Annotated in this window: 25 protein-coding genes and 1 tRNA gene; 1 reads left to right on the top strand and 25 read right to left on the bottom strand. The window is 61.0% G+C overall.

Annotation, left to right across the window (positions count from 1 at the left end; genetic code table 11):
- Positions 1-3: 3 nt before the first annotated feature.
- From ACODSU_RS09670 to ACODSU_RS09655, 4 genes are all read right to left on the bottom strand, one after another.
- A complete protein-coding gene (locus tag ACODSU_RS09670; protein ID WP_488841983.1) occupies positions 4-888 on the bottom strand; it encodes a branched-chain amino acid ABC transporter permease in 885 nt (294 codons plus the stop codon).
- Positions 889-986: 98 nt separating this feature from the next.
- Entirely contained in the window at positions 987-2,183 is a 1,197-nt protein-coding gene (locus ACODSU_RS09665; protein ID WP_015013287.1) for an ABC transporter substrate-binding protein, read from the bottom strand.
- Between the two features lie 59 nt (positions 2,184-2,242).
- A complete protein-coding gene (locus tag ACODSU_RS09660) occupies positions 2,243-2,956 on the bottom strand; it encodes an ABC transporter ATP-binding protein (protein ID WP_488841981.1) in 714 nt (237 codons plus the stop codon).
- Positions 2,956-3,726 carry an ABC transporter ATP-binding protein gene (locus ACODSU_RS09655; RefSeq protein ID WP_015013285.1) on the bottom strand — a complete coding sequence of 257 codons (771 nt, stop codon included), beginning with the start codon at positions 3,724-3,726 and terminating at the stop codon, positions 2,956-2,958. Before ACODSU_RS09655 ends, ACODSU_RS09660 begins: the two co-directional genes overlap by 1 nt.
- A 378-nt stretch (positions 3,727-4,104) precedes the next feature.
- Here ACODSU_RS09655 and ACODSU_RS09650 point away from each other — a divergent pair, with 378 nt between their 5' ends.
- Positions 4,105-5,940, top strand: a complete 1,836-nt coding sequence (locus ACODSU_RS09650; RefSeq protein WP_488841979.1) for an ABC transporter transmembrane domain-containing protein — start codon at positions 4,105-4,107, stop codon at positions 5,938-5,940.
- A 49-nt stretch (positions 5,941-5,989) separates the two neighbouring features.
- Here the strand turns inward: ACODSU_RS09650 and ACODSU_RS09645 are convergent, their stop codons facing one another.
- From ACODSU_RS09645 to pnp, 21 genes are all read right to left on the bottom strand, one after another.
- On the bottom strand, positions 5,990-6,478 hold the full coding sequence (locus tag ACODSU_RS09645; RefSeq protein WP_488841977.1) for a DUF1178 family protein: 489 nt from the start codon (positions 6,476-6,478) through the stop codon (positions 5,990-5,992).
- A 158-nt stretch (positions 6,479-6,636) separates the two neighbouring features.
- Positions 6,637-6,942, bottom strand: a complete 306-nt coding sequence (locus tag ACODSU_RS09640; protein WP_015013282.1) for a DUF2818 family protein — start codon at positions 6,940-6,942, stop codon at positions 6,637-6,639.
- A gap of 73 nt (positions 6,943-7,015) precedes the next feature.
- Positions 7,016-8,509: an NADH-quinone oxidoreductase subunit NuoN gene (gene nuoN / locus ACODSU_RS09635; RefSeq protein ID WP_015013281.1), complete on the bottom strand. Its 1,494-nt coding sequence runs from the start codon at positions 8,507-8,509 to the stop codon at positions 7,016-7,018.
- A 29-nt stretch (positions 8,510-8,538) separates the two neighbouring features.
- The gene (locus ACODSU_RS09630; protein ID WP_488841974.1) at positions 8,539-10,014 is read right to left on the bottom strand and encodes an NADH-quinone oxidoreductase subunit M; all 1,476 of its coding nucleotides are present in this window, start codon (positions 10,012-10,014) and stop codon (positions 8,539-8,541) included.
- Positions 10,015-10,027: 13 nt separating this feature from the next.
- Positions 10,028-12,061 carry an NADH-quinone oxidoreductase subunit L gene (gene nuoL, locus ACODSU_RS09625; protein ID WP_488841972.1) on the bottom strand — a complete coding sequence of 678 codons (2,034 nt, stop codon included), beginning with the start codon at positions 12,059-12,061 and terminating at the stop codon, positions 10,028-10,030.
- 31 nt (positions 12,062-12,092) lie between these two features.
- The gene (gene nuoK / locus ACODSU_RS09620; protein WP_005793248.1) at positions 12,093-12,401 is read right to left on the bottom strand and encodes an NADH-quinone oxidoreductase subunit NuoK; all 309 of its coding nucleotides are present in this window, start codon (positions 12,399-12,401) and stop codon (positions 12,093-12,095) included.
- Positions 12,398-13,066, bottom strand: coding sequence for an NADH-quinone oxidoreductase subunit J (locus ACODSU_RS09615; RefSeq protein WP_488841970.1), 669 nt, complete (start codon positions 13,064-13,066; stop codon positions 12,398-12,400). Before ACODSU_RS09615 ends, nuoK begins: the two co-directional genes overlap by 4 nt.
- A gap of 50 nt (positions 13,067-13,116) precedes the next feature.
- Complete coding sequence (gene nuoI / locus ACODSU_RS09610; RefSeq protein ID WP_488841969.1) at positions 13,117-13,626, bottom strand: NADH-quinone oxidoreductase subunit NuoI; 510 nt, start codon at positions 13,624-13,626, stop codon at positions 13,117-13,119.
- Positions 13,627-13,638: 12 nt separating this feature from the next.
- Positions 13,639-14,721, bottom strand: coding sequence for an NADH-quinone oxidoreductase subunit NuoH (gene nuoH / locus ACODSU_RS09605; RefSeq protein WP_015013277.1), 1,083 nt, complete (start codon positions 14,719-14,721; stop codon positions 13,639-13,641).
- On the bottom strand, positions 14,718-16,850 hold the full coding sequence (gene nuoG, locus ACODSU_RS09600; RefSeq protein ID WP_488841967.1) for an NADH-quinone oxidoreductase subunit NuoG: 2,133 nt from the start codon (positions 16,848-16,850) through the stop codon (positions 14,718-14,720). The genes nuoH and nuoG overlap by 4 nt, the downstream gene beginning before the upstream one ends.
- Before the next feature lie 14 nt (positions 16,851-16,864).
- Positions 16,865-18,220: an NADH-quinone oxidoreductase subunit NuoF gene (nuoF, locus tag ACODSU_RS09595; RefSeq protein ID WP_110959324.1), complete on the bottom strand. Its 1,356-nt coding sequence runs from the start codon at positions 18,218-18,220 to the stop codon at positions 16,865-16,867.
- Positions 18,220-18,708, bottom strand: coding sequence for an NADH-quinone oxidoreductase subunit NuoE (nuoE, locus tag ACODSU_RS09590; protein ID WP_056061558.1), 489 nt, complete (start codon positions 18,706-18,708; stop codon positions 18,220-18,222). The genes nuoF and nuoE overlap by 1 nt, the downstream gene beginning before the upstream one ends.
- Entirely contained in the window at positions 18,705-19,958 is a 1,254-nt protein-coding gene (locus ACODSU_RS09585; protein ID WP_015013273.1) for an NADH-quinone oxidoreductase subunit D, read from the bottom strand. The genes nuoE and ACODSU_RS09585 overlap by 4 nt, the downstream gene beginning before the upstream one ends.
- Positions 19,959-19,985: 27 nt before the next feature.
- A complete protein-coding gene (locus ACODSU_RS09580; protein WP_060987079.1) occupies positions 19,986-20,594 on the bottom strand; it encodes an NADH-quinone oxidoreductase subunit C in 609 nt (202 codons plus the stop codon).
- 10 nt (positions 20,595-20,604) lie between these two features.
- Complete coding sequence (locus ACODSU_RS09575) at positions 20,605-21,084, bottom strand: NuoB/complex I 20 kDa subunit family protein (RefSeq protein ID WP_007849129.1); 480 nt, start codon at positions 21,082-21,084, stop codon at positions 20,605-20,607.
- Between the two features lie 24 nt (positions 21,085-21,108).
- Entirely contained in the window at positions 21,109-21,468 is a 360-nt protein-coding gene (locus ACODSU_RS09570; RefSeq protein WP_056061547.1) for an NADH-quinone oxidoreductase subunit A, read from the bottom strand.
- A gap of 73 nt (positions 21,469-21,541) precedes the next feature.
- Positions 21,542-21,626: transfer RNA gene (locus tag ACODSU_RS09565), tRNA-Leu, on the bottom strand.
- A 115-nt stretch (positions 21,627-21,741) separates the two neighbouring features.
- Positions 21,742-22,107, bottom strand: coding sequence for a preprotein translocase subunit SecG (gene secG / locus ACODSU_RS09560; protein WP_015013270.1), 366 nt, complete (start codon positions 22,105-22,107; stop codon positions 21,742-21,744).
- Positions 22,108-22,149: 42 nt separating this feature from the next.
- Complete coding sequence (tpiA, locus tag ACODSU_RS09555; RefSeq protein ID WP_488841964.1) at positions 22,150-22,899, bottom strand: triose-phosphate isomerase; 750 nt, start codon at positions 22,897-22,899, stop codon at positions 22,150-22,152.
- Positions 22,896-23,888 carry an NAD(P)H-quinone oxidoreductase gene (locus ACODSU_RS09550; RefSeq protein WP_488841962.1) on the bottom strand — a complete coding sequence of 331 codons (993 nt, stop codon included), beginning with the start codon at positions 23,886-23,888 and terminating at the stop codon, positions 22,896-22,898. The genes tpiA and ACODSU_RS09550 overlap by 4 nt, the downstream gene beginning before the upstream one ends.
- A gap of 95 nt (positions 23,889-23,983) precedes the next feature.
- The gene (gene pnp / locus ACODSU_RS09545) at positions 23,984-26,227 is read right to left on the bottom strand and encodes a polyribonucleotide nucleotidyltransferase (protein ID WP_488841960.1); all 2,244 of its coding nucleotides are present in this window, start codon (positions 26,225-26,227) and stop codon (positions 23,984-23,986) included.
- Positions 26,228-26,268 lie beyond the last annotated feature (41 nt).

The following is a 26,268-nucleotide window of genomic DNA, read 5'->3' as shown; positions in this document are numbered from 1 at the left end:
CCCTTATTTTTCTTTGCCGAACAGGCCGGCGGGGCGAATGAGAAGAACGATGACCATGATGACGAACACCACGGTGGAAGACGCCTCGGGGTAGAACACCTTGGTGAAGCCTTCGATGACCCCCAGGCCCAGCCCGGTGAGGATGGAGCCCATGATGGACCCCATGCCGCCAATCACCACCACGGCAAACACCACGATGATGAGGTTCTGCCCCATGAGCGGCGTGACCTGGTACACGGGAGCAGCCAGCACACCCGCGAAGGCGGCCAGCGCAGCGCCGAAGGCGTAGGTGAGTGTCACCATCACCGGCACGTTGATGCCGAAGGCCTCCACCAGGCGCGGGTTTTCAGTACCGGCGCGCAGGTAGGCGCCGAGCTTGGTTTTTTCGATCACGTACCAGGTGCCGATACACACCACCACCGAGGCCACGACCACCCACGCGCGGTAGTTGGGCATGATCATGAAGCCGAGGTTGGTCGCGCCTTCCAGCAGTTCGGGGGTGTCGTAGCCCAGGCCCGACACGCCATAGATGGAGCGGAACACGCCTTCGATCAGCAGGGTCAGGCCCAGCGTGAGCAGCAGGCCGTACAGATGGTCGAGCTTGTAGATCCAGCGCAGCAGCAGGCGCTCGATCAGCACCCCGAACAGGCCCACCACCAGCGGTGCCAGCCCCAGCATCAACCAGTAGTTGATGCCGAAGTAATTCATGGCCATCCATGTCAGCAACGCCCCGGTCATGAACAGAGCGCCGTGCGCAAAGTTGATGACGTTGAGCAGGCCAAAGATCACAGCCAGCCCCAGGCTGAGGATTGCGTAGAACGATCCGTTGACCAGCCCCAGAAGGAGCTGGCTCAACAGGCCGGGCAGTGAGACACCAAAGATTTCCATGGGAGGCAGCAGCAGGTGGAGAGAGTTCAGGTCAGAGGACCACACCGGGCCCGGCGCCCCGCAGGGACAGCCAGGCCGGCGTGAGCCCTCTCAGGGGTTTACTTCCAGAGCGGGCACTTGCTCTCGGCCTTGGTGGTGAACACGGAGTCACCAGGCAGCTTCTTGATCAGCTTGTAGTAGTCCCAGGGCTTGGTGGACTCTGCAGGCTTCTTCACTTCCATCAGGTACATGTCGTGCACATAACGGCCGTCGGCACGCAGCTGGCCCGAGCCGAAGAAGTCGTTCATCTTCATGCCGCGCCATGTGGTCATGACCTTGTCGGCGTCCACCGACTTGGCGGCTTCCACGGCCTTGAGGTAGTTCATGGTGGCCGAGTAGTCAGCCGCCTGGATTTCGGTCGGCATGCGCTTGGTCTTCTCGAAGAAGCGGGCCGAGAACTTGCGGGTCTCGTCGTTCAGGTCCCAGTACCAGCTGGTGGTGAACTGCAGGCCTTCGGTGTTGCGCAGGCCCAGGCTGTGCACGTCGGAGATGAAGATCAGCAGGCCGGCGAGCTTCATGCTCTTGCCGATGCCGAACTCTTTGGCAGCCTTGATGGAGTTGATGGTGTCACCACCTGCATTGGCCAGGCCCAGGATTTGCGCCTTGGAGTTCTGTGCCTGCAGCAGGAAGGACGAGAAGTCCGACGCGTTCAGCGGGTGGCGCACAGCACCCACCACGTTGCCGCCCTTGGCCTTGACCACGGCGGTGGTGTCGGCTTCGAGCGCATGGCCGAAGGCGTAGTCTGCCGTCAGGAAGTACCAGCTCTTGCCACCACCGTCCACAATGGCCGAGCCCGTGCCCTTGGCCAGTGCCACGGTGTCGTACGCATAGTGCACGGTGTAGGGCGAGCACTGCTCGTTGGTCAGGGCCGAGGTGGCAGCGCCGTTGTTGATGTAGACGCGCTTCTTCTCGGCTGCCACCTTGGCCGTGGCCAGTGCGGTACCGGAGTTGGTGCCGCCGAAGACCATCGTCACACCCTGGGTGTCGATCCATTCGCGCGCCTTGGAGGCTGCGATGTCGGCCTTGTTCTGGTGGTCCGCAGAGATCAGCTCGATCGGCTGGCCCAGCACCTTGCCTCCGAAATCGTCAATCGCCATCTGGATGGCGACCGCACCGTTCTTGCCTTCCACGTCGGCGTACAGGCTGGACATGTCGGTGATGAAACCGATCTTGACCTTGTCCTGCGCGTGCGCGGCCGACGTGGCCAGACCTGCGACGCCCAGCATCAGTGCCAGCACTTTGAGTTGTTTCTTCATGGATTTGTCTCCTGTTGGTGTGGTGGAAGAAAACGGTGGGGAAAGGATGTGGGCGTGGCTCAGACGCCCAGCAGTTCGTTGAGCACGGGCATCTTGGACTCCAGCTCGGCGGCGCCGAACTTCTCCACGATGCGGCCGTGCTCCATGACGTAAAAGCGGTCGGCCAGGGGCGCGGCAAAGCGGAAGTTCTGCTCGACCATGACCACGGTGTAGCCCTTCTGGCGCAGCATGGTGATCATGCGGGCGAGGGCCTGCACGATGACGGGCGCCAGGCCTTCGGAGATTTCATCGAGCAGCAGCAGATTGGCGCCAGTGCGCAGGATGCGGGCCACGGCCAGCATCTGCTGCTCGCCCCCCGAGAGGCGCGTGCCCTGGCTGTTCTTGCGCTCGGCCAGGTTGGGGAACATGGCGTAGATCTCTTGCACCGACATGCCCGTGGTCTTGGTCTTGAGCGCGGGGGGCAGCAGCAGGTTTTCTTCGCACGACAGGCTGGAGAAGATGCCACGCTCTTCGGGGCAATAGCCCACGCCCAGGTGCGCAATGCGGTGCGTGGGCATGTTCACGGTTTCCACGCCGTTGATCTTGACCGAGCCCTTGCGTGCGCCGGTCAGGCCCATGATGGCGCGCATGGTGGTGGTGCGGCCTGCGCCGTTGCGGCCCAGCAGCGTGACCACCTCGCCCGGCTGGACGACGATGTCCACGCCATGCAGCACATGCGACTCGCCGTACCAGGCTTCGAGGTTCTTGATTTCGAGTGCAGGAACGCCGGCCATCAGTGCGCTCCCTGCAGTTGGCCGTCGGTCGTGCCCATGTAGGCTTCCATGACTTGGGGGTTGTTGGAGACTTCTGCGTAGGGCCCTTCGGCCAGCACGGCGCCGCGCTGCAGCACCGTGATGCGGTCTGCGATGGTGGAAACCACCTTCATGTTGTGCTCCACCATCAGGATGGTGCGGCCGGCAGAAACCTTCTTGATGAGCTGCGTGACGCGGTCCACGTCTTCGTGGCCCATGCCCTGCGTGGGCTCGTCCAGCAGCATCAGCTCGGGCTCCATCGACAGCGTGGTGGCGATCTCCAGCGCGCGCTTGCGGCCGTAGGGCAGGTTCACGGTCACCTCATCGGCCAGGTCTTCCAGCCCCACCTCGGTCAGCAGTTGCATGGCGCGGTCGTCCAGCTGCCGCAGGGTCCGCTCGCTGCGCCAGAAGTGGAACGACGTGCCCAGCTTGCGCTGCAGGCCCAGGCGCACGTTCTCGATGAGTGTGAGGTGCGGGAACACCGCCGAAATCTGGAACGAACGGATCACCCCGCGGCGTGCGATCTGCGCGGGCTGCTCCCGCGTGATGTCATGCCCGTTGAAACGGATGACACCCGAAGTCGGCTCCAGAAACTTGGTGAGCAGGTTGAAGCACGTGGTCTTGCCTGCACCGTTGGGGCCGATCAGCGCGTGGATGGACCCGCGCCGAACGGCCAGGTTCACGTCACTGACGGCGGTGAAGCCCTTGAACTCTTTGGTCAGGCTGTTGGTTTCAAGAATGACGTCGCTCATTGCGCCTTGGCCGCTCCGTAAGGTGCTGAAATGAGGAGCCTTGCAACAAGGTCTCCGGGGAGGTTGGATCGCAACGCATCGTATGTCTCCCTACCCTGCGGTAGATACTGGGACTAATGCCTATGTATAAATGCCTACGTACCCGCCCTGAGGACGCACAGCGCCCGTGATGTGCGGGCGTGGGCAGCGCGCCAGTGCTCAGTCTGGCGCCGTGGCAGGGTCAGAAGCTCGCAACCGGTGGTGGTGCAGCGCCGCGCCCCTCACTGACTTTTTGCTGACAGGCCTTGGCATTCACCGCCGTGGGCACCACCTACAGTCATAGAGGTGCTAGACCTCGCCCCTTCTGCAGCGCCCGGCTGCGCCGCCTACACTGCCACGATGCCCTCCCTCCCCTCCTCCACGCCCGCCCGTGGCGCCCCCCGCTCGCTCACGGGACTGCTGCCCTTCTTGCGCCCGTATCGTGCGCGCATTGCGCTGTCGCTGGTGTTCCTGGTGCTGGCGGCATTGGCCACCCTGGCGTTTCCCATGGCGTTACGCAATCTCATCGATGGGGGTCTGGTCTCTGCGACGGGTGACCGGGGAGCGCAGGCCATGGCCCTTCGTGGGCACTTTGAAGAGCTGTTTGCAGTGGCCATGGCATTGGGTGGGTTTTCAGCCGCGCGCTTTTACATGGTGAGCTGGCTGGGCGAGCGCGTCACCGCCGACCTGCGCAACGCCGTCTACAGCCATGTGCTGCAGCAAAGCCCCCAGTTCTTTGAGACCACCCAGACCGGCGAGGTGTTGTCGCGGCTGACGTCAGACACCACGCTGGTGCAGACCGTGGTCGGCTCGTCGCTGTCCATGGGGCTGCGCAATGCCGTGCTGGGCCTGGGAGCCCTCGTCATGCTGGTGTGGACGAATCCCTATGTGATGTCGGTGGTGTTGCTGGCCGTGGTGCTGGTCGTGCTGCCCACCATGTGGATTGGGCGCAAGGTACGCCGGCTGTCACGCGACAGCCAGGATCGCGTGGCGGACTCCAGTGCCATCGCAGCCGAAGTGCTGAACGCCATCCCTGTGGTGCAGAGCTATACCGCCGAGCCCCGCGAGGCCACGCGGTTTGCGCGGGCCACCGAAGACGCGTTTCGCACGGCGGTCAAGCGCACCAAGGCACGCGCCTTGCTCGTGGCTTTCATCATCATTGCGAACGCAGCGCTGCTGCTGTGGGGGCTGTACCGGGGCACAGAGGCCGTGCTGGCCGGACAGATGAGCGCGGGCCACCTGGGCCAGACCGTGGTGTATGTCATTCTGCTGGCCAGCGCCGTGGCCGTGCTGGGCGAGGTCTACGGGGACCTGCTGCGTGCGGCGGGCGCCACCGAGCGGCTGATGGAGCTGCTGTCCAGCCAGTCCCCCGTCGCAAACCCCACAACGCCCCAACGGCTGCCCACTTCGGATCAGGGGCTGGAGGTGCAGTTTGACAACGTGCAGTTTCACTACCCGTCGCGCCCGGACCAGCCAGCGCTGCAAAACTTCTCACTGCACCTGGCGCCCGGCGAGACGGTGGCGCTAGTGGGTGCCAGCGGCGCGGGCAAAACCACGGTGTTTCAGTTGCTGCAGCGCTTTTACGACGTGGATGGAGGCGGGCAGACCGGCAGACAAAACGCACCGGCCGGACGCATCTTGCTGAATGGCGTAGACATCCGGGACTTGACGCTGGACACGCTGCGCGCCCATACGGGCACCGTACCCCAGGATGCCGTGATCTTCTCTGCCTCGGCCATGGACAACATCCGCTATGGCCGTCCGGATGCTTCGGACGAAGAGGTCATGGCAGCCACCAAGGCGGCCTTTGCGCATGACTTCATCATGGCCCTGCCCGAGGGCTATCACACGTTTCTGGGCGAGCGGGGGGTACGTCTTTCGGGCGGCCAGCGCCAGCGCATCGCCATCTCCCGCGCCATGCTCAAAAACCCGCCGTTGCTGCTGCTGGACGAAGCCACCAGCGCGCTGGACGCGGAAAGCGAGCGCATGGTACAGGCAGCGCTGGACACCGCCATGCAGCGCCACACGGGCAGAAGAACCACTCTGGTGATCGCCCATCGCCTGGCCACAGTACAAAATGCCGACCGCATCGTGGTGCTGGACCACGGTCAGATCGTGGAGCAAGGCACCCACAGCGCGCTGATGGCGCGAGGTGGGGTGTATGCACGCCTCGCGGCGCTGCAGTTCACCCACTGATCCTGGCGCCCCTCGGCAGGGTATCCATACCCAGAACACCCGCACAGGGCTACTGCAAGGTTTCCTTGGCTGCCGCTGGCAGGGGCAAAGGCATGACGGCAATGCCCTCATCCAGGAGCTGCATTGCCTCCTGCGCGGTGGCCTGGCCACGGATGGCACGCTCCTGGATCTCGCCGTGGTGCATGCGCCGGGCTTCGTCGGCAAAACGGGTGCCTACATCCTCCGTATTCGCAACGACTTTGCGGGCCAGCTGAAGCCAGGCAGCCTGTAGCGCGGGCGGGAGAGTCGATGCCTCGATCGGTGCATCGGCAGCAGCGCGCGAAACGGAAGATGCGCCGGAAGGTGTGACTGGGGCCGCAGCAGGCTCGCGAGCACCCAGATTCAGGCGCGGCGCGCTCAGACGCTTGTCGATGTGGATGTCTGCGCACAAAGGGCACTGCACCAGGCCGCGCTGCTTCTGGCTCTGAAAGTCATCTTCAGAACCAAACCAGCCTTCAAAGACATGGCCGTGCTGACATTGGAGATCCAGTACCTTCATAGGATGCATCGTACGCCGGTCCGCACCATTCAGGAATCGAGGAAACCGGGCACACCAAGGTGCAGGGTTACATACAAGAGTGCTTCGCCCGATCAGCGAAACCGGTAAAGCAAAGGTCGCGGAAGCGCCGACGCTTCAACACGATCCAGCCAGGGCCCTCACCCGTGGCGACGCAGCAGATACCGGTAGACGAAGCCGGGAAAGGCCAGCGTCAAAAACATGGTGCCGGTGATGGCGTAGAACTCCCATCCCTGCGGTGCAATCTGGCCTGCACGCCGCTCCAGCAGCAAGGCCAGACCGCCCACCAAAAAATACAACAGGATCAGTTCAGCCAACCGTCCGACCAAGGGCTTGCCGTGAGCCGCTGCAGGCCCCACCACCAACCACCGCTGGTTGATGAACGGCAGGTTGGCGGCGATCAACGCCGCCACAATCACGAGCCAGACCGATCCGGTGAGTGACACAGAAAAACTGATCGAGGAGAGAAATTCGACGGATGAACAGTTGCCCGCACAGTGCGGGCGCCTGCTCTCCCGATCAGGTCGCCAGTGCGCGCACCACGGCGTCTGCACACAGGGCCATCAAGCCACCTGGCAACAAGCCCAACACCAGCACCAGAGCGCCGTTGATGGTCAGCACCACGCGCACATCCACCGGGGCAGACACATTGGTCGCTGTGAGCGGTGCATCGAAATACATCACCTTCACTACACGCAGGTAGTAGAAGGCACCGATCAGCGACATGATCACGGCGAACACGGCCATCGCCATGTAGATCGTCTGACCCGAGGCCACCAGGGCCTGCAGAACCGCCAGCTTGGCGTAGAAGCCTACCAGGGGAGGAATACCTGCCATGGAGAAGAGGCAGACTGCCATCACACCAGCGTACAGGGGGCTGCGCTGGTTGAGGCCTGCGAAATCGGAGATTTCTTCGCTCTCAAAACCTTCGCGGGCCAGCAGCAGGATCACGCCAAACGCTGCCAGCGTGGTCAGCACGTAGGTGATGACGTAGAACATCGAGGCGCTGTAGGCGTTCTCCACCGCAGTGGCGTCCACGTTGCCGTTGATGACCCCGGACATCAGGCCCAGCAGCACAAAACCCATCTGGGAGATGGTGGAGTAGGCCAGCATGCGCTTGAGGTTGGTCTGCGCAATGGCTGCCAGGTTACCCACCAGCAACGAACCAATCGCCAGCACGGCCAGCATCTGCTGCCAGTCGATGGCCAGGGGCAACAAACCGTCCACCAGCAAACGGATAGTGATGGCAAAGGCAGCCAGCTTGGGCGCGCCGCCAATCATCAGCGTCACGGCCGTGGGAGCGCCCTGGTACACATCGGGAATCCACATGTGGAAAGGCACCACGCCCAGCTTGAAAGCAAGACCTGCCACCACAAACACCAAGCCGAACACCAGCACCTGGTGCTTGATCTGGCCGGAGTTGACTGCCTTGAACACCTGACCGATGTCCAGCGAGCCCGTGGCACCGTACACCATGGACAAGCCATAGAGCAGGAAGCCACTGGCCATGGCGCCCAGCACAAAATACTTCATGGCCGCTTCCGTAGCCGTGGCGTTGTCACGGCGCAATGCCACCAGGGCATAGCTCGACAGTGTCAGCAGCTCAAGACCCAGGTAGATCACCAGGAAATTGTTGCCCGAGATCATGATGAACATGCCGAGCAAGGCAAACATGGACAGCGTGAACAGTTCACCCCCGCGGAGCATGTCGCGGTCCGCAGCGTAAGGGCGGCCGTACACCAGGGTGACCATCATGGCCACGGTGGCAAAGCACTTGAGCCAGTTACCCATGGCGTCGCTCACCACCATGTTGCCAAAACCATAGAAGGTGTTACCGCTGCTGGCGTACATGCCCTGCAGGGCAGCCACCACAGCCAGCGTGAGCATGGTCAGCACGTAGGTGCTGGTGCGGCGAGGGCTGTGAACACCCAGATCGACCAGCGCAATCACGCAGGCCATGGTCAACAGCACAATTTCGGGGTAAATCGCTAGCCAGCTGATGTTGTCAATCATCTCGAATCTCTCAGTTCAGTCTGGTCTGTTCAGTTCAGCTTGGTCTGCGCGACATGCTTGAGCAGTTCTGCCACCGAGGTGTCCATCACATCGGTGAACGGACGAGGGTAGAGGCCCATGGCCAGCACCGCGATGCCCAGAACAGCCAGTACCAGGAACTCGCGGCTGTCGATGTCCGTCAAGCCCTTGACGTTGTCGTTGCCCACGGGGCCCAGGTACACACGCTTGAACATCCACAGGGTGTAGGCAGCACCAAAAATCAGCGCCGTGGCAGCGGCCAGACCGATCCAGAAATTGGCCTTGACGGCACCCAGGATCACCATCCATTCGCCCACAAAACCGGCCGTGCCTGGCAGACCGCAGTTGGCCATGGCAAACAGTAAAGCAAACGCCGTGAAGTTGGGCATGGTGTTGACCACGCCACCATAGGCGGCAATCTCACGCGAGTGAACGCGGTCATAAAGCACGCCGATGGACAGGAACATGGCGCCGGACACAAAACCGTGCGCAATCATCTGAACGATACCGCCAGAGACACCCAGGTCGTTGAAAATGAAGAAGCCCAGGGTCACAAAGCCCATGTGCGCCACCGACGAATAGGCCACCAGCTTTTTCATGTCCTTCTGGACCATGGCCACCAGACCCACGTAGATCACGGCGATCAGCGACAAGGCAATCATCAGCCATGCCCACTGGCGTGCAGCGTCAGGAGCGATCGGCAGAGAGAACCGCAGGAAACCGTAGGCACCCAGCTTCAGCATGATGGCGGCCAGCACTGCGGAGCCACCGGTAGGCGCCTCAACGTGCACGTCGGGCAGCCAGGTGTGAACTGGCCACATGGGCACCTTCACAGCGAAAGCGGCAAAGAAGGCAAAGAACAGCAGGGTCTGCGCACGGCCGCTCAATGGCAGCTGGTGCCAGGTTGCAATGTCAAAGCTGCCACCCGACTGGTTGTACAGGTAGATCAGCGCGATCAGCATCAGCAGCGAGCCGAGCAGCGTGTACAGGAAGAACTTGAACGCTGCGTAGATCTTGTTGGGGCCGCCCCAGATACCGATGATCAGATACATCGGGATCAGCGTCGCTTCGAAGAACACGTAAAACAGGATGCCGTCGAGTGCACTGAAGACACCGATCATGAGCCCCGAGAGGATCAGGAAAGCACCCATGTACTGGTTCACGCGCTCGGTGATGGACTCCCAGGAAGCGATCACCACGATGACGGTGATGAATGCTGTCAGCGGCACGAACCAGAAGGAGATGCCATCCACCCCGAGGTGGTAGTGGACGTTGAAGCGCTCGATCCAGTCGGCCTTCTCCACGAACTGCATCGCTGCCGTACCCAGCTTGAAGCCATCGTACAGAGGCAGCGTGACCAGGAACCCGATCAAGGCTCCCACCAGCGCCAACCACCGCACTGCACGCGCATGTTCGTCGCGCCCGATGGCGAGCAACAGCGCGCCAAACGCAATCGGTGTCCAGATTGCAAGACTCAACAGACCCATTTTTATTCTTCTCCTACTTGTTGAGCCAGACGAAATACGTCATGAGCACAAAAACACCCAGGATCATGACCAGCGCATAGTGGTAGATGAAGCCCGACTGCACCCAACGCACGGCACCGGCCACCCAGCGCACCAGCTTCCAAGACCCATTGACCAAGGCGCCATCGATCACCGCCTGATCTCCGCCCTTCCAGAGACCCACGCCCAGTGCACGGGCACCACGGGCCAGGATGTTCTCGTTGATCCAGTCCATGCCGTATTTGTTTTCCAGCAGCTGGTAGACCTTGATCGACTCGAAGAAGCGCTTGAGTGCCGCAGGCACCGCAGGGTTGACCATGTACATGTAGTACGAGGTCGCCACACCCGCGGCGGCAAGCCAGAACGGAGCCGTCTTCGAACCGTGCAGAGCCATCTCCCATGCGCTGTGGAAATGCTCAGCAATGTGTGCCATGGACGGGTGCTTGGCCGCATCCACAAAAATGACATCCTTGAAGAAATCACCGAACAGCATGGGCTGGATGAACAGGAAACCCACCACCACCGACGGGATCGCCAGCAGCACCAAGGGGACTGTCACCACCCAGGGCGACTCGTGCGGCTTGGCATCATGACCGTGGTGGTCATCATGACCATGGTGATCGTCGTGGTGAGCATCCGGGTTCTGGTCGTAACGCTCCTTGCCATGGAAGACCAGGAAGTACATCCGGAACGAGTAAAACGCTGTGATGAACACGCCTGCCAGCACAGCGAAGTGCGCGAAGCCCGCACCTGGCAGATGACTGAAGTGCACAGCTTCAATGATGCTGTCCTTGGAGTAGAAACCCGAGAACAGCGGGGTCCCGATCAGGGCCAGCGAGCCGAGCAGCGAGGTGATCCAGGTAATGGGCATGTACTTGCGCACGCCGCCCATCCAGCGAATGTCTTGGTTGTGGTGCATGCCCATGATGACCGAGCCAGCCCCGAGGAACAGCAACGCCTTGAAGAACGCGTGGGTCATGAGGTGGAACACAGCCACCGAGTAGGCTGATGCGCCCAGGGCCACCGTCATGTAACCCAGCTGGGACAGCGTGGAGTAGGCCACCACACGCTTGATGTCGTTCTGGATGATGCCCAGGAAACCCATGAACAATGCCGTGATGGCACCGATCACCAGGATGAAGTTCAGCGCGGTGTCCGACAACTCGAACAGCGGTGACATGCGCGACACCATGAAGATACCGGCCGTCACCATGGTGGCCGCGTGAATCAGTGCCGAAATGGGGGTGGGGCCTTCCATCGAATCGGGCAGCCAGACGTGCAGCGGGAACTGGGCTGATTTGCCCATCGCACCGATGAACAGGCAGATGCAGATCACGGTGACGAGCATCCAGCTGGTGCCGGGGAAAGACAGCGCTCCCAGATCGCCGGCCTTGGCGAAGATCTCGCCATAGTTCAGGGTGCCGGTGTAGGCGGCGATCAGGCCAATGCCCAGAATGAAGCCGAAGTCACCCACGCGGTTAACCAGAAACGCCTTCATGTTGGCGAAGATGGCAGTAGGCTTGTTGAACCAGAAGCCAATCAGCAGATAGGACACCAGGCCCACGGCCTCCCAGCCGAAGAACAGCTGCAGCAGGTTGTTGCTCATGACCAGCATGAGCATGGAGAACGTGAACAGCGAGATGTAGGCAAAGAAGCGGTTGTAGCCCTCGTCCTCTTCCATGTAGCCGATGGTGTAGATGTGCACCATCAAGGACACGAAAGTCACGACCACCATCATCATCGCGGTGAGGCTGTCGATCAGGAAGCCCACTTCCATCTTCAAGCCACCCACCACCATCCAGGTGTACAGGGTTTCATTGAAGCGGGCACCGTCGAGCGCTACGCTCTTGAGCGTCATGGCCGACAGGATGAACGCAACCAGTACGCCGAGGATGGTCAGGGTGTGGCTCAGACGACGACCGATCCAGTTACCACCGAAGGTCGTACCGAAGATGCCGGCCAGCACGGCGCCCGCCAGCGGTGCCAAAGGCACAGCCAGGAGCGTTGAAGCAGAGAGGGTTTGACTCATTCTTGAGAACCTTGGGAATACTCGCGACCCATCAACCCTTGAGGGTGTTGAGGTCTTCCGCGTTGATACTGGATTTGTTGCGGAACAGCAGCACCAGGATGGCCAGGCCGATCGCCGATTCGGCGGCTGCCACGGTCAGGATAAAGAACACGAACACCTGGCCGTGCATGTCTCCCAGGTAGTGGGAGAACGCCACGAAGTTCATGTTCACGGCCAGCAGCATGAGCTCAATCGCCATCAGCAGCACGATCAGGTTCTTGCGATTCAGGAAGATGCCAATCACAGCGAGCGCAAACAGCATGGCGCCCAGCGACAAAAAGTGGCCCAGAGTCAATGTCATGCTTTTTTCTCCTCGGCAGCAGCTTGTGCAGGCTCTTGCGCCGCAGGCTTTTGGGTGGCGGCCACCTTGATCACAGCCAGACGATCGGCCGCACGCACACGAATCTGCGTGGAAGGATTGATGGCCTTGCTGTCCTTGCGCTGACGCAGGGTCAGAGCGATGGCTGCAACCATGGCCACCAGCAGAATAACTGCCGCTATCTCAACGGGGTACAGATACTGGGTGTACAGCAGCTTGCCCAGCGCCTTGGTGTTTGAGTAAGGGACGACATGGCCGGCCGCATCGACCACGGCAGCGATCGCCTTGGGCTCTTCCATGCCCCGGAATCCACCCATCAGCACCGCCGCCATTTCCAGGGCGATGACCGCCCCGATGAGAGCCGCCAATGGGAAGTGCTTCCAGAACCCCTTGCGCACGGTATCGATGTGAATGTCCAGCATCATCACCACGAACAGGAAGAGCACCATGACCGCGCCGAGGTACACCAGCACCAGTGCAATCGCCAGGAACTCCGCCTTGAGCAACAGCCAGACAGCCGCCGCCTGCGAAAACGCAAGGATGAGATACAGCACCGCGTGCACAGGGTTGCGCGCAGTGATCACCCGGAAGGCCGCGAACAGCAGCACCACCGAGAAGAGATAGAAGAAACCAGTCTTGGCGTCCATGAATCGGGTCTTTATAGAAAGTCTGGCAAAGAGGCTGAACCCCGCACCGCTCAGCGGTACTTGGCGTCTGCAGCCTTGGCTGCCGCAATTTCACCTTCGTACCGGTCGCCCACGGCCAAGAGCATGTCCTTCGTGAAATACAGGTCACCACGCTTTTCGCCGTGGTACTCAAAGATGTGTGTTTCGACGATCGAATCGACCGGGCAGCTCTCTTCGCAGAAGCCGCAGAAAATGCACTTCGTCAGATCGATGTCATAGCGCGTGGTGCGGCGCGAACCATCAGCACGCACATCCGATTCGATGGTGATGGCCATCGCTGGGCATACGGCTTCGCACAGCTTGCAAGCGATGCAACGCTCCTCGCCATTGTCATAACGGCGCAGCGCATGCAGTCCACGAAAACGTGGCGACAAAGGCGTCTTTTCTTCTGGGAACTGCACGGTCACCTTGCGGCGAAATGCATAGCGGCCAGTCAGGGCCATCCCCTTGAGCAACTCCACGAGCATGAAGCTCTTGAAGAAATCCTTGAACGAAAAAGGTGCAGCAGCAACAGCAGTCATTTGTGTCCCCGCTTATTTCCAGATATTCCAAGGCGAGAGCAACCACCCGCCAACAATCAACAAGTACACCAGCGTGACCGGAATGAAAATCTTCCAGCCCAGACGCATGATCTGGTCATACCGGAACCGTGGGAAGGTGGCCCGGATCCAGATGAACATGGACACCACAAGGAAGGTCTTGAGACCCAGCCAGATCCAGCCCGGAACCCAGTTGAACAGAGCGCTGTCGATCGGAGGCAACCAGCCACCCAGGAACATCAGCGCCGCCAGAATGGACACGAGCCACATGCTGGCGTATTCGGCCAGGAAGAAGATCGCGAAACCCATACCCGAGTACTCGACCATGTGGCCGGCCACGATCTCTGCCTCGCCTTCCACGACGTCAAAGGGGTGGCGATTGGTTTCTGCCACGCCAGAGATCAGGTACACGAGGAAGATCGGCAGCAAGGGCAGCCAATTCCAGGACAGGAACGTCAGGCCCTTGTCTGCAGCCATGCCTCTGCCCTGCCCCAGCACGATTTCCGTCAGGTTCATGCTGCCCGAGACCATGATCACGACCAGGAAACAGAAGCCCATCGCGATTTCGTAGCTCACCATCTGCGCCGAAGCCCGCAGTGCACCCAAGAAGGCGTACTTGGAGTTGGAGGCCCAGCCCGCAATGATCACGCCGTAGACTTCGATGGACGTGATGGCCATCACCAACAGCAGGCCGGCATTCACATTCGCCAAGGCCACATCGGGACCGAAGGGAATCGCCACCCAGGCAGCCAAGGCTGGCATGATGGCCATGACAGGCCCCAAGACGAACAGGCCCTTGCTGGCCGCCGTGGGCTGGATGATTTCCTTGGTCAGCAGCTTCAGCGCATCGGCGATGGGCTGCAGCAACCCCATGGGCCCCACGCGGTTGGGGCCATGGCGCACCTGCATGAAGCCCAGCAGCTTACGCTCCCACAACGTGAGGTAAGCCACGGCACCCATGAGCGGTGCCAGGATGCAGACGATCTTGATCAGGATCCAGAGCACTGGCCAGACAATGCCGGTCCACCACCCAAAGGAGAGCAGGTTCAGGCCCGCGTTGTAGATCGCGTCGATCATGCGGCCACTCCTTCACGTGCCATGCGTGCGTCGGCTGTCAGCTGCAGCGACGTGGAACGGCGCACCAGGCCGTCCAGTTGATAGATGGAAGCCACGACCGGCTCACCAGCTGCAGCCGTCGCAGCGGGAACCGCCTTCACAGCGTTCGACAGCTGTTCAGCGGGGACTTGCATGACGGTACCTGCAGGGGCATTCGTGGCACGGGCCAGCACATCCTGGGAGGTTTCGAAGTCGAAACCTGGAACGCCCAGCAGATTGGCCAGCACACGCAGAACCTTCCATGCCGGACGGGTATCGCCCAGCGGGCGAACCACGGCATGGAAACTCTGTATGCGCCCTTCAGCGTTGACAAAGCTGCCCGAGGTCTCGGTGAACGGAGCAATTGGCAACAAAACGTCACTGAACTCCATGTTGGCCTTGAAGGGGCTCAACGTGACCACCATTTCTGCACCAACCAAGGCAGTTGCAGCCTGAGCACCCGCCGCAGAATCATGGACGGGCTCAGTGTTCAGCAACACCGCAGCCTTCAAACCACTGGAGAGCATTTGAGCCGCATTCAGACCACCGTTGACAGGGTGAGCGCCCGCAAACTGCGCGCCTACGGTATTGGCGGCTTCTGTCAGGTAACCCACTGTCGCGCCGGTGTTCTCGGCAATCCAGTTGGCCCATGCCAACAATTGGGTGGCTTGCGCATGGTGCGCCGCCGCATTGCCCAGCAGCACAGCCTTGCGCTCGCCACCCAGCAGCGAGCGGGCGATGGCCTGGGCAGCCTCGTTGGCTGCACTGGCACCTTGCGGAGCAGCAATACCTTTTTCCTGGGCGATGGCGGAAGCAATGCCTCCGAGCATCTCTACCCATTGGCCAGCACCCTGTTCCACAAATGTCTGCACCGGCATGGCCCAGTCATGGGCGGCCGAAGCGATGGCATTGACTTGACAGCCATGGCGGGCCGCCTGACGGATGCGCTGTGCAAACAGCGGATGGTCCTTGCGCAGGTTGGAGCCCACCACCAGCACGCGCTGCAGTGTGGACAACGAAGCGATGGACATACCGAGCCAGCGAATACCTTCGGGAGCAGCGAACTCTGCGTTGCGCAGGCGATAGTCGATGTTGTCGCTGCCAAGGCCACGCACCAGGGCGCTGGCCAGATACAGCTCTTCCACCGTGCTGTGAGGGCTCACCAGCGCACCAATGCTGGCGGCGCCGTGATCGTTCTTGATGTTCTTGAGACCGTTGGCCACGTATTCCAACGCAGTCTGCCAGTCCACTTCCTTCCACACCCCGCCCTGCTTGAGCATGGGCTGGGTCAGGCGGTCGTCACCGTTGAGCGCTTCGTAAGAGAAGCGGTCGCGGTCGGCAATCCAGCATTCGTTGACTGCCTCGTTTTCAAACGGGACCACACGCATGACCTTGTGGTTCTTGACCTGAACAATCAGGTTGGCGCCGGTGGAATCATGTGGACTCACCGAGCGGCGGCGCGACAGCTCCCAGGTGCGGGCACTGTAGCGGAAGGGCTTGCTGGTCAATGCACCCACGGGACAGATGTCAATCATGTTGCCCGACAGCTCGGAGTCCACCGTGTCGCCGGTGACCGTGGTGATTTCAGAGTGTTCGCCACGATGGATCATGCCGAGCTCCATCACGCCCGCCACTTCCTGGCCGAAGCGCACGCAGCGGGTGCAGTGGATGCAGCGGCTCATCTCTTCCATGGAGATCAGCGGACCCACGTCCTTGTGGAACACCACACGCTTTTCTTCCTCGTAACGCGAGGAAGAACCACCATAGCCCACCGCCAAATCCTGCAACTGGCACTCACCACCCTGGTCGCAGATAGGGCAGTCCAGGGGGTGGTTGATGAGCAAAAACTCCATGACCGACTGCTGGGCCTTGATGGCTTTGTCGCTCTTGGTGCGCACGATCATGCCCTGCGTGACCGGCGTGGCGCAGGCAGGCATGGGCTTGGGCGCTTTTTCCACGTCCACCAGGCACATGCGGCAATTGGCGGCGATCGAAAGCTTCTTGTGGTAGCAGAAATGCGGAATGTAAGTGCCTGCCTTTTCAGCCGCATGCATCACCATGCAGCCTTCGGCGACTTCCACTTTCTGACCGTCCAGTTCAATTTCAACCATATGTTCTCTCGCGATCAGACGGAAGTCGCGGCTTGTGGAGCCTTGTTCCGGATCAGTGCCTCAAACTCGGGACGGAAGTGTTTGATCATGGCGCGCACAGGCATGGCTGCGGCATCACCCAGCGCACAGATGGTGCGGCCCTGGATGTTGTCTGCCACGGAATTGAGCAGATCCAGGTCGCCCTCGCGGCCCTGACCATGCTGGATGCGATCGATCACGCGCCACATCCAGCCAGTGCCTTCACGGCAAGGCGTGCATTGGCCGCAGGATTCGTGCGAATAGAAATACGACAGACGCAGCAGGCTCTCGACCATGCTCCGGGAGTCGTCCATGACGATCACGGCACCCGAGCCCAGCATGGAGCCAGCCTTGGCGATGGAGTCATAGTCCATCGTGCATTCCATGATGACGGATGCCGGCAGGACAGGAGCCGACGAACCGCCAGGAATCACCGCCTTGAGCTGACGACCTTTGCGCACACCACCGGCCAGTTCCAGCAGCTTGGCAAACGGGGTACCCAGGGGCACCTCGTAGTTGCCGGGCTTTTCAACGTCTCCGGACACCGAGAAAATCTTGGTGCCACCGTTGTTGGGCTTGCCGCACTCCAGGTAAGCCGCTCCGCCGTTGCGGATGATCCATGGCACGGCCGCAAAGGTTTCCGTGTTGTTGATCGTGGTGGGCTTGCCATACAGGCCAAAGCTGGCAGGGAAAGGCGGCTTGAAACGGGGTTGCCCTTTTTTGCCTTCCAGCGATTCGAGCAATGCAGTTTCTTCACCGCAAATGTAGGCACCAAAACCATGGGCTGCGTGCAGCTGAAAACTGAAACTGCTGCCCAGGATGTTGTCCCCCAGGTAACCCGCTGCCCGGGCTTCTTCCAGCGCGGCTTCAAACCGTTCGTAGGTTTGGAAGATCTCGCCGTGGATGTAGTTGTAGCCGACAGAGATGCCCATCGCATAGGCAGCGATGATCATGCCTTCGATGACGATGTGCGGGTTGAACTGCAGGATGTCACGGTCCTTGCAGGTACCAGGCTCGCCCTCGTCGGAGTTGCACACCAGATACTTCTGGCCAGGGAACGAGCGGGGCATGAAGCTCCACTTCAGGCCCGTAGGAAAGCCCGCGCCGCCGCGGCCACGCAGGCCGGATTCCTTGACAGTGGCAATGACCTGATCTTGCGTCAGGCCCTCGTTACCGTCTTTGCCCAGGATGCGACGCAGTGCCTGATAGCCGCCACGCGCTTCGTAGTCCTTGATGCTCCAGTTGCTGCCATTGAGTCCCGCATAGATCTGGGGGTTGATGTGGCGGTCGTGGAAACAGGTCTGAACACCTGTGGCCTGGAACTGGGAGAGTATTTGGGCTGCCGTGGTCATCACTGGCCCTCCGCGGCACGCAAGCCGTCCACGAGCTGGTCGAGCTTGTCGTTGTCCATGAAGCTGCACATCGTGCGATCGTTCACCAGCATCACCGGCGCGTCAGCGCAAGCACCCAGGCATTCGCATTGCTGCAGGGTGAACAGGCCGTCAGGCGTGGTTTCGCCCATCGAAACACCCAGCTTCTTTTCCAGGTGATGCAGCGCCTTCTGCCCGTCGCGCAACTGGCAAGGCAGATTGGTGCACACGTTGAGCTTGTACTTGCCCACCGGTTGCTGGTTGTACATGTTGTAAAAGGTCGTGACTTCGTGCACGGCAATTTGTGCCATGCCCAGATAGTCGGCAATCACCGCCTCACTCTCGGCGCTGACGTAGCCTTGCTCCTGCTGAACGATGGACAAGCACGCCATCACCGCAGACTGCTTCTGGTCTGCGGGGTACTTGGCCACTTCGCGCGCAAACCGCGCCTTGGTCGCTTCGGTAATCATCGGTCAATCTCTCCGAACACGATATCCATGGTGCCAATGATGGCGACGGCATCCGCGATCATGTGACCACGCGCCATTTCGTCGAGCGTGGCCAGATGTGCAAAACCCGGTGCCCGGATCTTGAGGCGATAAGGCTTGTTGGCACCATCGCTCACCAAATAGATACCGAACTCGCCCTTGGGGTGCTCCACAGCCGCATAAGCCTCTCCTTCGGGGACGTGGAAGCCTTCCGTGAAGAGCTTGAAATGGTGGATCAGCTCTTCCATGTTCGACTTCATGGATTCACGCGCGGGCGCGGCAACCTTGTGGTTGTCGGTAATCACCGGGCCGGGGTTGGCCTTGAGCCAGTCCACGCATTGCTTGATGATGCGATTGGACTCGCGCATCTCTTGCACACGCACCAGGTAGCGGTCGTAGCAGTCGCCGGTCTTGCCCACTGGCACATCGAAATCGACACGGTCGTATGCATCGTACGGCTGAGTCTTGCGCAGGTCCCAAGCGATGCCAGAGCCGCGGAGCATGGGGCCGGTCATGCCCAGATTCAACGCCCGCTCGGGCGGCACCACGCCGATGCCCACGGTGCGCTGCTTCCAGATGCGGTTGTCGGTGAGCAGCGTTTCGTACTCGTCCACGCAGCCGGGGAACCGCTGCGTGAAATCGTCGATGAAGTCCAGCAAAGAACCCTGACGATTCTGGTTCAGAGCCTCCAGCGCCTTGGCGTTCTTGATCTTGCTGACCTTGTACTGCGGCATGCTGTCGGGCAGATCGCGGTATACCCCGCCGGGACGGAAATAGGCCGCATGCATGCGCGCACCAGAAACCGCCTCGTACATGTCGAACAGGTCTTCACGCTCACGGAAGGTGTAGATCAGGATCGTGGAGCTGCCGCAGTCGTTACCGTGCGAACCGAGCCACATCAGGTGGTTCAGCAGGCGCGTGATTTCGGAGAACATCACGCGGATGTACTGCGCGCGCACCGGCACTTCCAGGCCCAGCAATTTTTCAATCGCCAGACAGTAGGCGTGCTCGTTGCACATCATCGACACGTAGTCCAGCCGGTCCATGTAAGGCAGCGACTGGATGTAGGTCTTGTGCTCGGCCAGCTTTTCGGTGGCGCGGTGCAGCAGACCGATGTGCGGGTCAGCGCGTTGCACGACCTCGCCGTCCAGCTCCAGCACCAGGCGCAACACACCGTGCGCCGCAGGGTGCTGCGGACCAAAGTTCAGGGAATAGTTCTTGATTTCAGCCATGATGGATCACATGAGGCGCGGGGCGGCTCAGTGCAGGCCTCCGTACTTGTCTTCGCGGATGATGCGTGGCGTGATTTCGCGCGGTTCGATGGACACGGGTTCGTACACCACCCGGCGCTGGTCGGCGTCGTAGCGCATTTCGACATGACCAGACAACGGGAAATCCTTGCGGAAGGGGTGCCCGATAAAGCCGTAGTCCGTGAGGATGCGGCGCAGGTCGTTATGGCCGTCGAAAACGATACCAAACAGGTCAAACGCTTCGCGTTCGTACCAATTGGCGGAGTTCCACAACTCAGCCACCGAGGGAACGACCGGGAAGTCATCGTCCTGGCAGAACACCTTCACGCGCACGCGCTGGTTGAGGCTGACCGACAACAGGTGCGACACCACACAGTAGCGGGCGCCTTCATGAACAGCATCCCCGTACGCGGAATAGTCCACACCGCACAAATCGATCAGCTGCTCAAAACGGCAACCTTCGGAGTCGCGCAGCAGGCGCATGGCGTCCAGATAGTCTGCAGCGGCGACCACCACGGTCACCTCATCCAGGGCCACCGAAATCTGGCGCACTTTGGCACCCAGAGCCGCAGCGATATTGTCCTTGAGCTTCTCAGGCCGAATGGCAACAGCTGTCATCATCAACCCTTCAGACGCGAGCAATGGTGTTGGTGCGGCGGATCTTCTGCTGCAACTGAATGATCCCGTAAATCAGCGCTTCTGCTGTCGGAGGGCAGCCGGGCACATAAACATCCACGGGCACGATGCGGTCACAACCGCGCACCACCGAGTAGCTGTAGTGGTAGTAGCCACCACCGTTGGCACACGAACCCATCGACAGAACCCAACGGGGCTCGGACATCTGGTCGTAGACCTTGCGCAAAGCCGGAGCCATCTTGTTGCACAGCGTGCCTGCCACGATCATCAGATCGGACTGGCGGGGGCTGGCACGGAACACTTCCGCACCAAAACGGCCGATGTCATACCGGGCCGCTGCCGCGTGCATCATCTCGACAGCACAGCAGGCCAGACCAAACGTCATCGGCCACAGGGAACCGGTCTTGGCCCAGTTCACCACGGAGTCGTAACTCGTGGTGATGAAGCCTTCCTTCATCACGCCTTCAATCATTGCATTGTCCTTGTTGAAGTCCGCTCATTCCCAATCGAGGGCACCCTTTTTCCACTCGTAGGCAAAGCCCACGACCAGGATGGCCAGGAAAATGACGACCGCCACGAAACCAGCAACACCCACCTCGTGCAGCGTGACCGCCCAAGGGAAAAGGAATGCGATTTCCAGGTCGAACAGAATGAAGAGAATGGCCACGAGGTAGTAACGCACATCGAATTTCATGCGCGCATCCTCGAAGGCTTCAAAGCCACATTCGTAGGGGGAGTTCTTTGCGGCATCTGGGCGGTTGGGGCCCAGTATGTAGCCGAGTACAAGGGGGACAACGCCTACGGCGATGCCGACCAAGATGAACAAAAGGACGGGGAGGTACTGATCGAGGTTCATCTTGAGGATGTGCTCACCGCTGTGGCCTTGCCCGTCAGGACCCAAGCCGGGTCATGCAGGCAGGCCTTTGTTTTGGTGCCGTCGGCGAGACTCGAACTCGCACAGCTTTCGCCACTACCCCCTCAAGATAGCGTGTCTACCAATTTCACCACGACGGCTGATTTTTGCATCTGGATGGCATGAGGAACCTTGCGGCTTTTGGCTTTCCAGACAATCCAGAATTCTACTCCGGAAAAACCCTGCTTCGGCCCAGAGGGCCGAAATTCAGTTCAATTATTTGGTCGGGATCTGCGCTGCGCCAGAGGCGGGAGTCGCAGGCGCCGCAGGCGCCTCAGAAGCCGGTGCGCTGGCGGGCACGGCAGCCGCAGGCGTTTCCAGAACGCTGCCCGAACTGGCAGGACGCGCATTGCCAAAGTAGGCCAATGCCAGCGTCGAGACAAAGAACACGGCCGCCAGCACAGCCGTCGTGCGGGACAGGAAGTTGGCGCTGCCGCTGGCACCGAAGAGGCTGCCCGAGCTGCCACTACCAAAGGCGGCACCCATGTCAGCCCCCTTCCCATGCTGGATCAGGATCAGGCCAATCATGGCCAAGGCCGCCAACATCTGCACCGCCAGAATCACATTCACGATCACGTTCATTCTCTGTTCACTCCTGATTGAATTGTTTGCCTCGCAGCCGCCTCAACGGGCCGCCGCAATGATTTGCAGAAAGTCGGGCGCCTTCAACGAAGCACCGCCGACCAGGCCGCCGTCGATATCGGGCTGGGCCAGCAGCTGGGCCGCATTGGCCGCGTTCATGCTGCCGCCGTACAGCAAGCGGATGCGGTCCGCATGCTCGCTCGCAGCCGCCAGCTGGGTGCGCAGCACCGCATGCACAGCCTGCGCCTGCTCCGGCGACGCAGTGCGACCCGTACCGATGGCCCATACGGGTTCGTAAGCCACCACGATCTCGCTGATGCAATGACCGTTCAGATGGATCACTGCGGCGAGCTGGCGCTTGACCACCGCCTCGGTCATGCCCGCTTCACGCTCTTGCAGAGTTTCACCCACGCAGACGACTGGAGTCACACCCGCCGCCAGTGCGCGCTGGGCTTTCTCCGCCACGATTGCATCGGTTTCACCATGGTACTGGCGACGCTCAGAGTGCCCCACCAGCGCATAGCGCACACCAAAATCCTTCAGCATGGCTACCGATACCTCACCGGTGTAGGCACCCGACTCGTGCGCAGACACATCCTGCGCCGCCACCGCAATGGTGGTGCCAGCCGTCAATGCCTGCACCTGCGCCAGATAGGGCGAAGGCACTGCGACAGCGATATCACAAGCCACCTCTGCGGTGCCCGCAATCAAGGCCTTCAACAAAGCCTCGTTGGCGGCCAGGCCGCCATTCATCTTCCAGTTACCGGCGATGAGTTTTTTCTTGTTGTTCATGATTTCCACGTCAAAACAATCTTGCCGATGTGCTGGTTGGACTCCATCAGCGCATGGGCTTGTGCGGCGTCCGCCGCGGCAAACGTGCTATGGATGACCGGACGGACCTTGCCCGCTGCCAGCAAAGGCCAGGCATGCTCGCGCAGCGAGCGTGCAATTGCACCCTTGAACGCCACGGGACGCGGACGCAATGTAGACCCCGTGATGGTGAGACGCTTGCGCAGCACCAGTCCCGCATTGAAGCCACTCTGCACGCCCCCTTGCACGGCGATGATGACGATCCGGCCATCCTCGGCCAGGCATTCGACTTCGCGGGCGACATAGTCACCCGCCACCATATCGAGCACCACGTCAACACCACGCGCTTCGGTGATTCGCCTCGCCTCGGCCACAAAGTCCTGGGACTTGTAGTTGATAGCGTGGTGTGCACCCAGTGAAAGGCAAGCCGCACACTTGTCATCGCTGCCCGCCGTGGCGATCACGGTGGCACCGAACGCACGGGCGAGCTGAATGGCGGTCACGCCAATGCCGCTCGTGCCGCCCTGCACCAGCAAGGTTTCCCCCGCTTGCAAACGCGCACGGTCAAAGATATTGCTCCACACCGTAAAGAACGTCTCCGGAAGTGAGGCAGCCTCTACGTCACTGAAGCCCTCAGGCACCGGCAGGCACTGCACCACCGGTGCGACGCACCACTGGGCATAACCACCACCTGCCACCAAGGCGCAAACGCGGTCACCCACACGAATGCCCGCCTCCGCCATCGCCGAAGCATCGCCCGACTCGACCACCCCCGCGACCTCCAGCCCCGGAAGGTCCGAGGTGCCAGGAGGCGGCGCATAGTGGCCCAGTCGCTGCAACACGTCGGGGCGGTTGATGCCGCTGGCCGCCACGCGGATCAGCAGCTCACCCGCACCCGCCACGGGAGCAGGACGCTCACCCAGACGCAGCACCTCAGGCCCACCAAAGGATGTGATCTCGACAGCTTGCATAACGGGGTTTACCGGATATGGATTGGAATGATTTGGGCCGCTAGCGCATGACTTACATGCCCTGGCAGCTACCAAATCAATAGCACATCAGCAATTTAGCCGTTCACCTGGGCAGAGGCACCATCTGCAGGCAGGGACTGCTGCTGTTGCTGCTCAGCGGGATGGCGTCCACCGTCACGGCCGTGGTCGCGGCGGGGTTCGCGGTCGCCACGCTCTGCGGGCGCAGGACGGTCGCTGCCGCCCGCGGGACGGTCGGCCAGCACCTTCATGGACAGCTTGATGCGGCCCTTTTCGTCAGTTTCCATGACCTTGACCTTCACGATCTGGCCTTCGGTCAGGTAGTCGGACACCTTCTCGACGCGTTCGTGGGCGATCTGGCTGATATGCAGCAGACCGTCCTTGCCGGGCAGCAGGTTGATCAGTGCGCCGAAGTCCAGGATCTTGGTCACAGGGCCTTCGTAGATCTTGCCGATCTCGACCTCGGCCGTGATCTGCTCGATGCGGCGCTTGGCTTCGTCAGCCTTGGCAGCGTCGGTGGCGGCGATGGTGATGGTGCCGTCTTCCTCGATGTTGATCTGGCAGTCGGTTTCTTCGGTCAGCGCACGGATCACGGCGCCGCCCTTGCCGATCACGTCACGGATCTTCTCGGGGTTGATCTTCATGGTGTACAGCTTGGGCGCGAAGTTTGACACTTCGGTCTTGGCCTCACCCATGGCTTCTTGCATCTTGCCCAGGATGTGCATGCGCGCTTCCTTGGCCTGGGCCAGTGCCACCTGCATGATTTCCTTGGTGATGCCCTGAATCTTGATGTCCATCTGCAGGGCCGTGATACCACCCGTGGTACCCGCCACCTTGAAGTCCATATCGCCCAGGTGATCTTCATCACCCAGGATGTCGGTCAGCACGGCGAAACGGTTGGCATCCTTGATCAGGCCCATGGCGATACCCGCCACGTGCGCCTTCATGGGCACGCCGGCGTCCATCAGCGACAGGCAGCCGCCGCACACCGAAGCCATGGACGAGGAGCCGTTGGACTCGGTGATTTCCGACACCACACGCATGGTGTAGGGGAATTCTTCCTTGGTCGGCAGCACAGCCACCAGAGCACGCTTGGCCAGACGGCCGTGGCCGATTTCGCGGCGCTTGGTCGAGCCCATGCGGCCCACTTCGCCGGTGGCGAAGGGAGGCATGTTGTAGTGCATCATGAAGCGGTCTTCGTACTCGCCGGCCAGCGCGTCGATGCGCTGTGCATCGCGCTCGGTGCCCAGCGTGGTCACCACCAGCGCCTGGGTTTCACCACGCGTGAACAGGGCCGAGCCGTGGGCACGGGGCAGCACGCTGTTGCGGATTTCGATGGGGCGCACGGTGCGGGTGTCGCGGCCGTCGATGCGGGGTTCGCCCGCCAGGATCTGGCTGCGCACGATGCCTGCTTCAATGTCGAACAGCATGCCTTCGACCTTGACGGAGTCGAACTCCACGCCATCGGCCTTCAGGCCAGCCATCACAGCAGCGTAGGCTTCACGGCAGGCTTGGGTACGGGCTTGCTTGTTGCGGATCTGGTAGGCAGCGCGCAGCTTGTCGTCAGCCAGAGCCACCACTTTGGCGATCAAGGCTTCGTCCTTGGCAGGCGCTTCCCATTGCCACACGGGCTTGCCCGCGTCGCGCACCAGTTCGTGGATGGCGTTGATGGCCACGTTGCCTTGCTCGTGACCGAACACCACGGCGCCCAGCATGATTTCTTCGGACAGTTGCTGGGCTTCGGACTCCACCATCAGCACAGCAGCTTCAGTGCCCGCCACCACCAAGTCCATCTGCGAGTTCTTGCGCGCAGTCTGGCCGGGGTTCAGCACGTATTCGCCGTTGATGTAACCCACGCGGGCGGCACCGATGGGGCCGTTGAACGGGATACCAGAGATGGCCAGGGCTGCGCTGGTGGCAATCAGGGCTGCAATGTCAGCGTCCACTTCGGGGTTCAACGAGATCGTGTGGACCACCACATGCACTTCATTGAAGAAACCTTCAGGGAACAGCGGGCGGATCGGACGGTCGATCAGGCGGCTGGTCAGGGTTTCGTGTTCGCTGGGCTTGGCTTCGCGCTTGAAAAAGCTGCCGGGGATCTTGCCTGCGGCGTACGTCTTCTCGATGTAATCCACCGTCAGCGGGAAAAAGTCCTGGCCGGGCTTGGCGGACTTGGAAGCCACCACAGTGGCCAGCACCACGGTGTCGTCAATGTTCACCAGCACGGCGCCGGAGGCCTGGCGGGCGATCTCGCCCGTTTCCATGATGACGGTCTTGTCGCCCCATTGGAAGGTCTTGGTGACTTTGTTGAAAATGCTCATGTTCAGCTCCTGTTTTAATAGCTGGTAGTGCCCTACCAGAT

The sequence above is a fragment of the Acidovorax sp. FG48 genome, assembly GCF_057809085.1.
The sequence above is the reverse complement of the archived record's forward strand: the minus strand, read 5'-3'. Positions and strand labels throughout refer to the sequence as shown.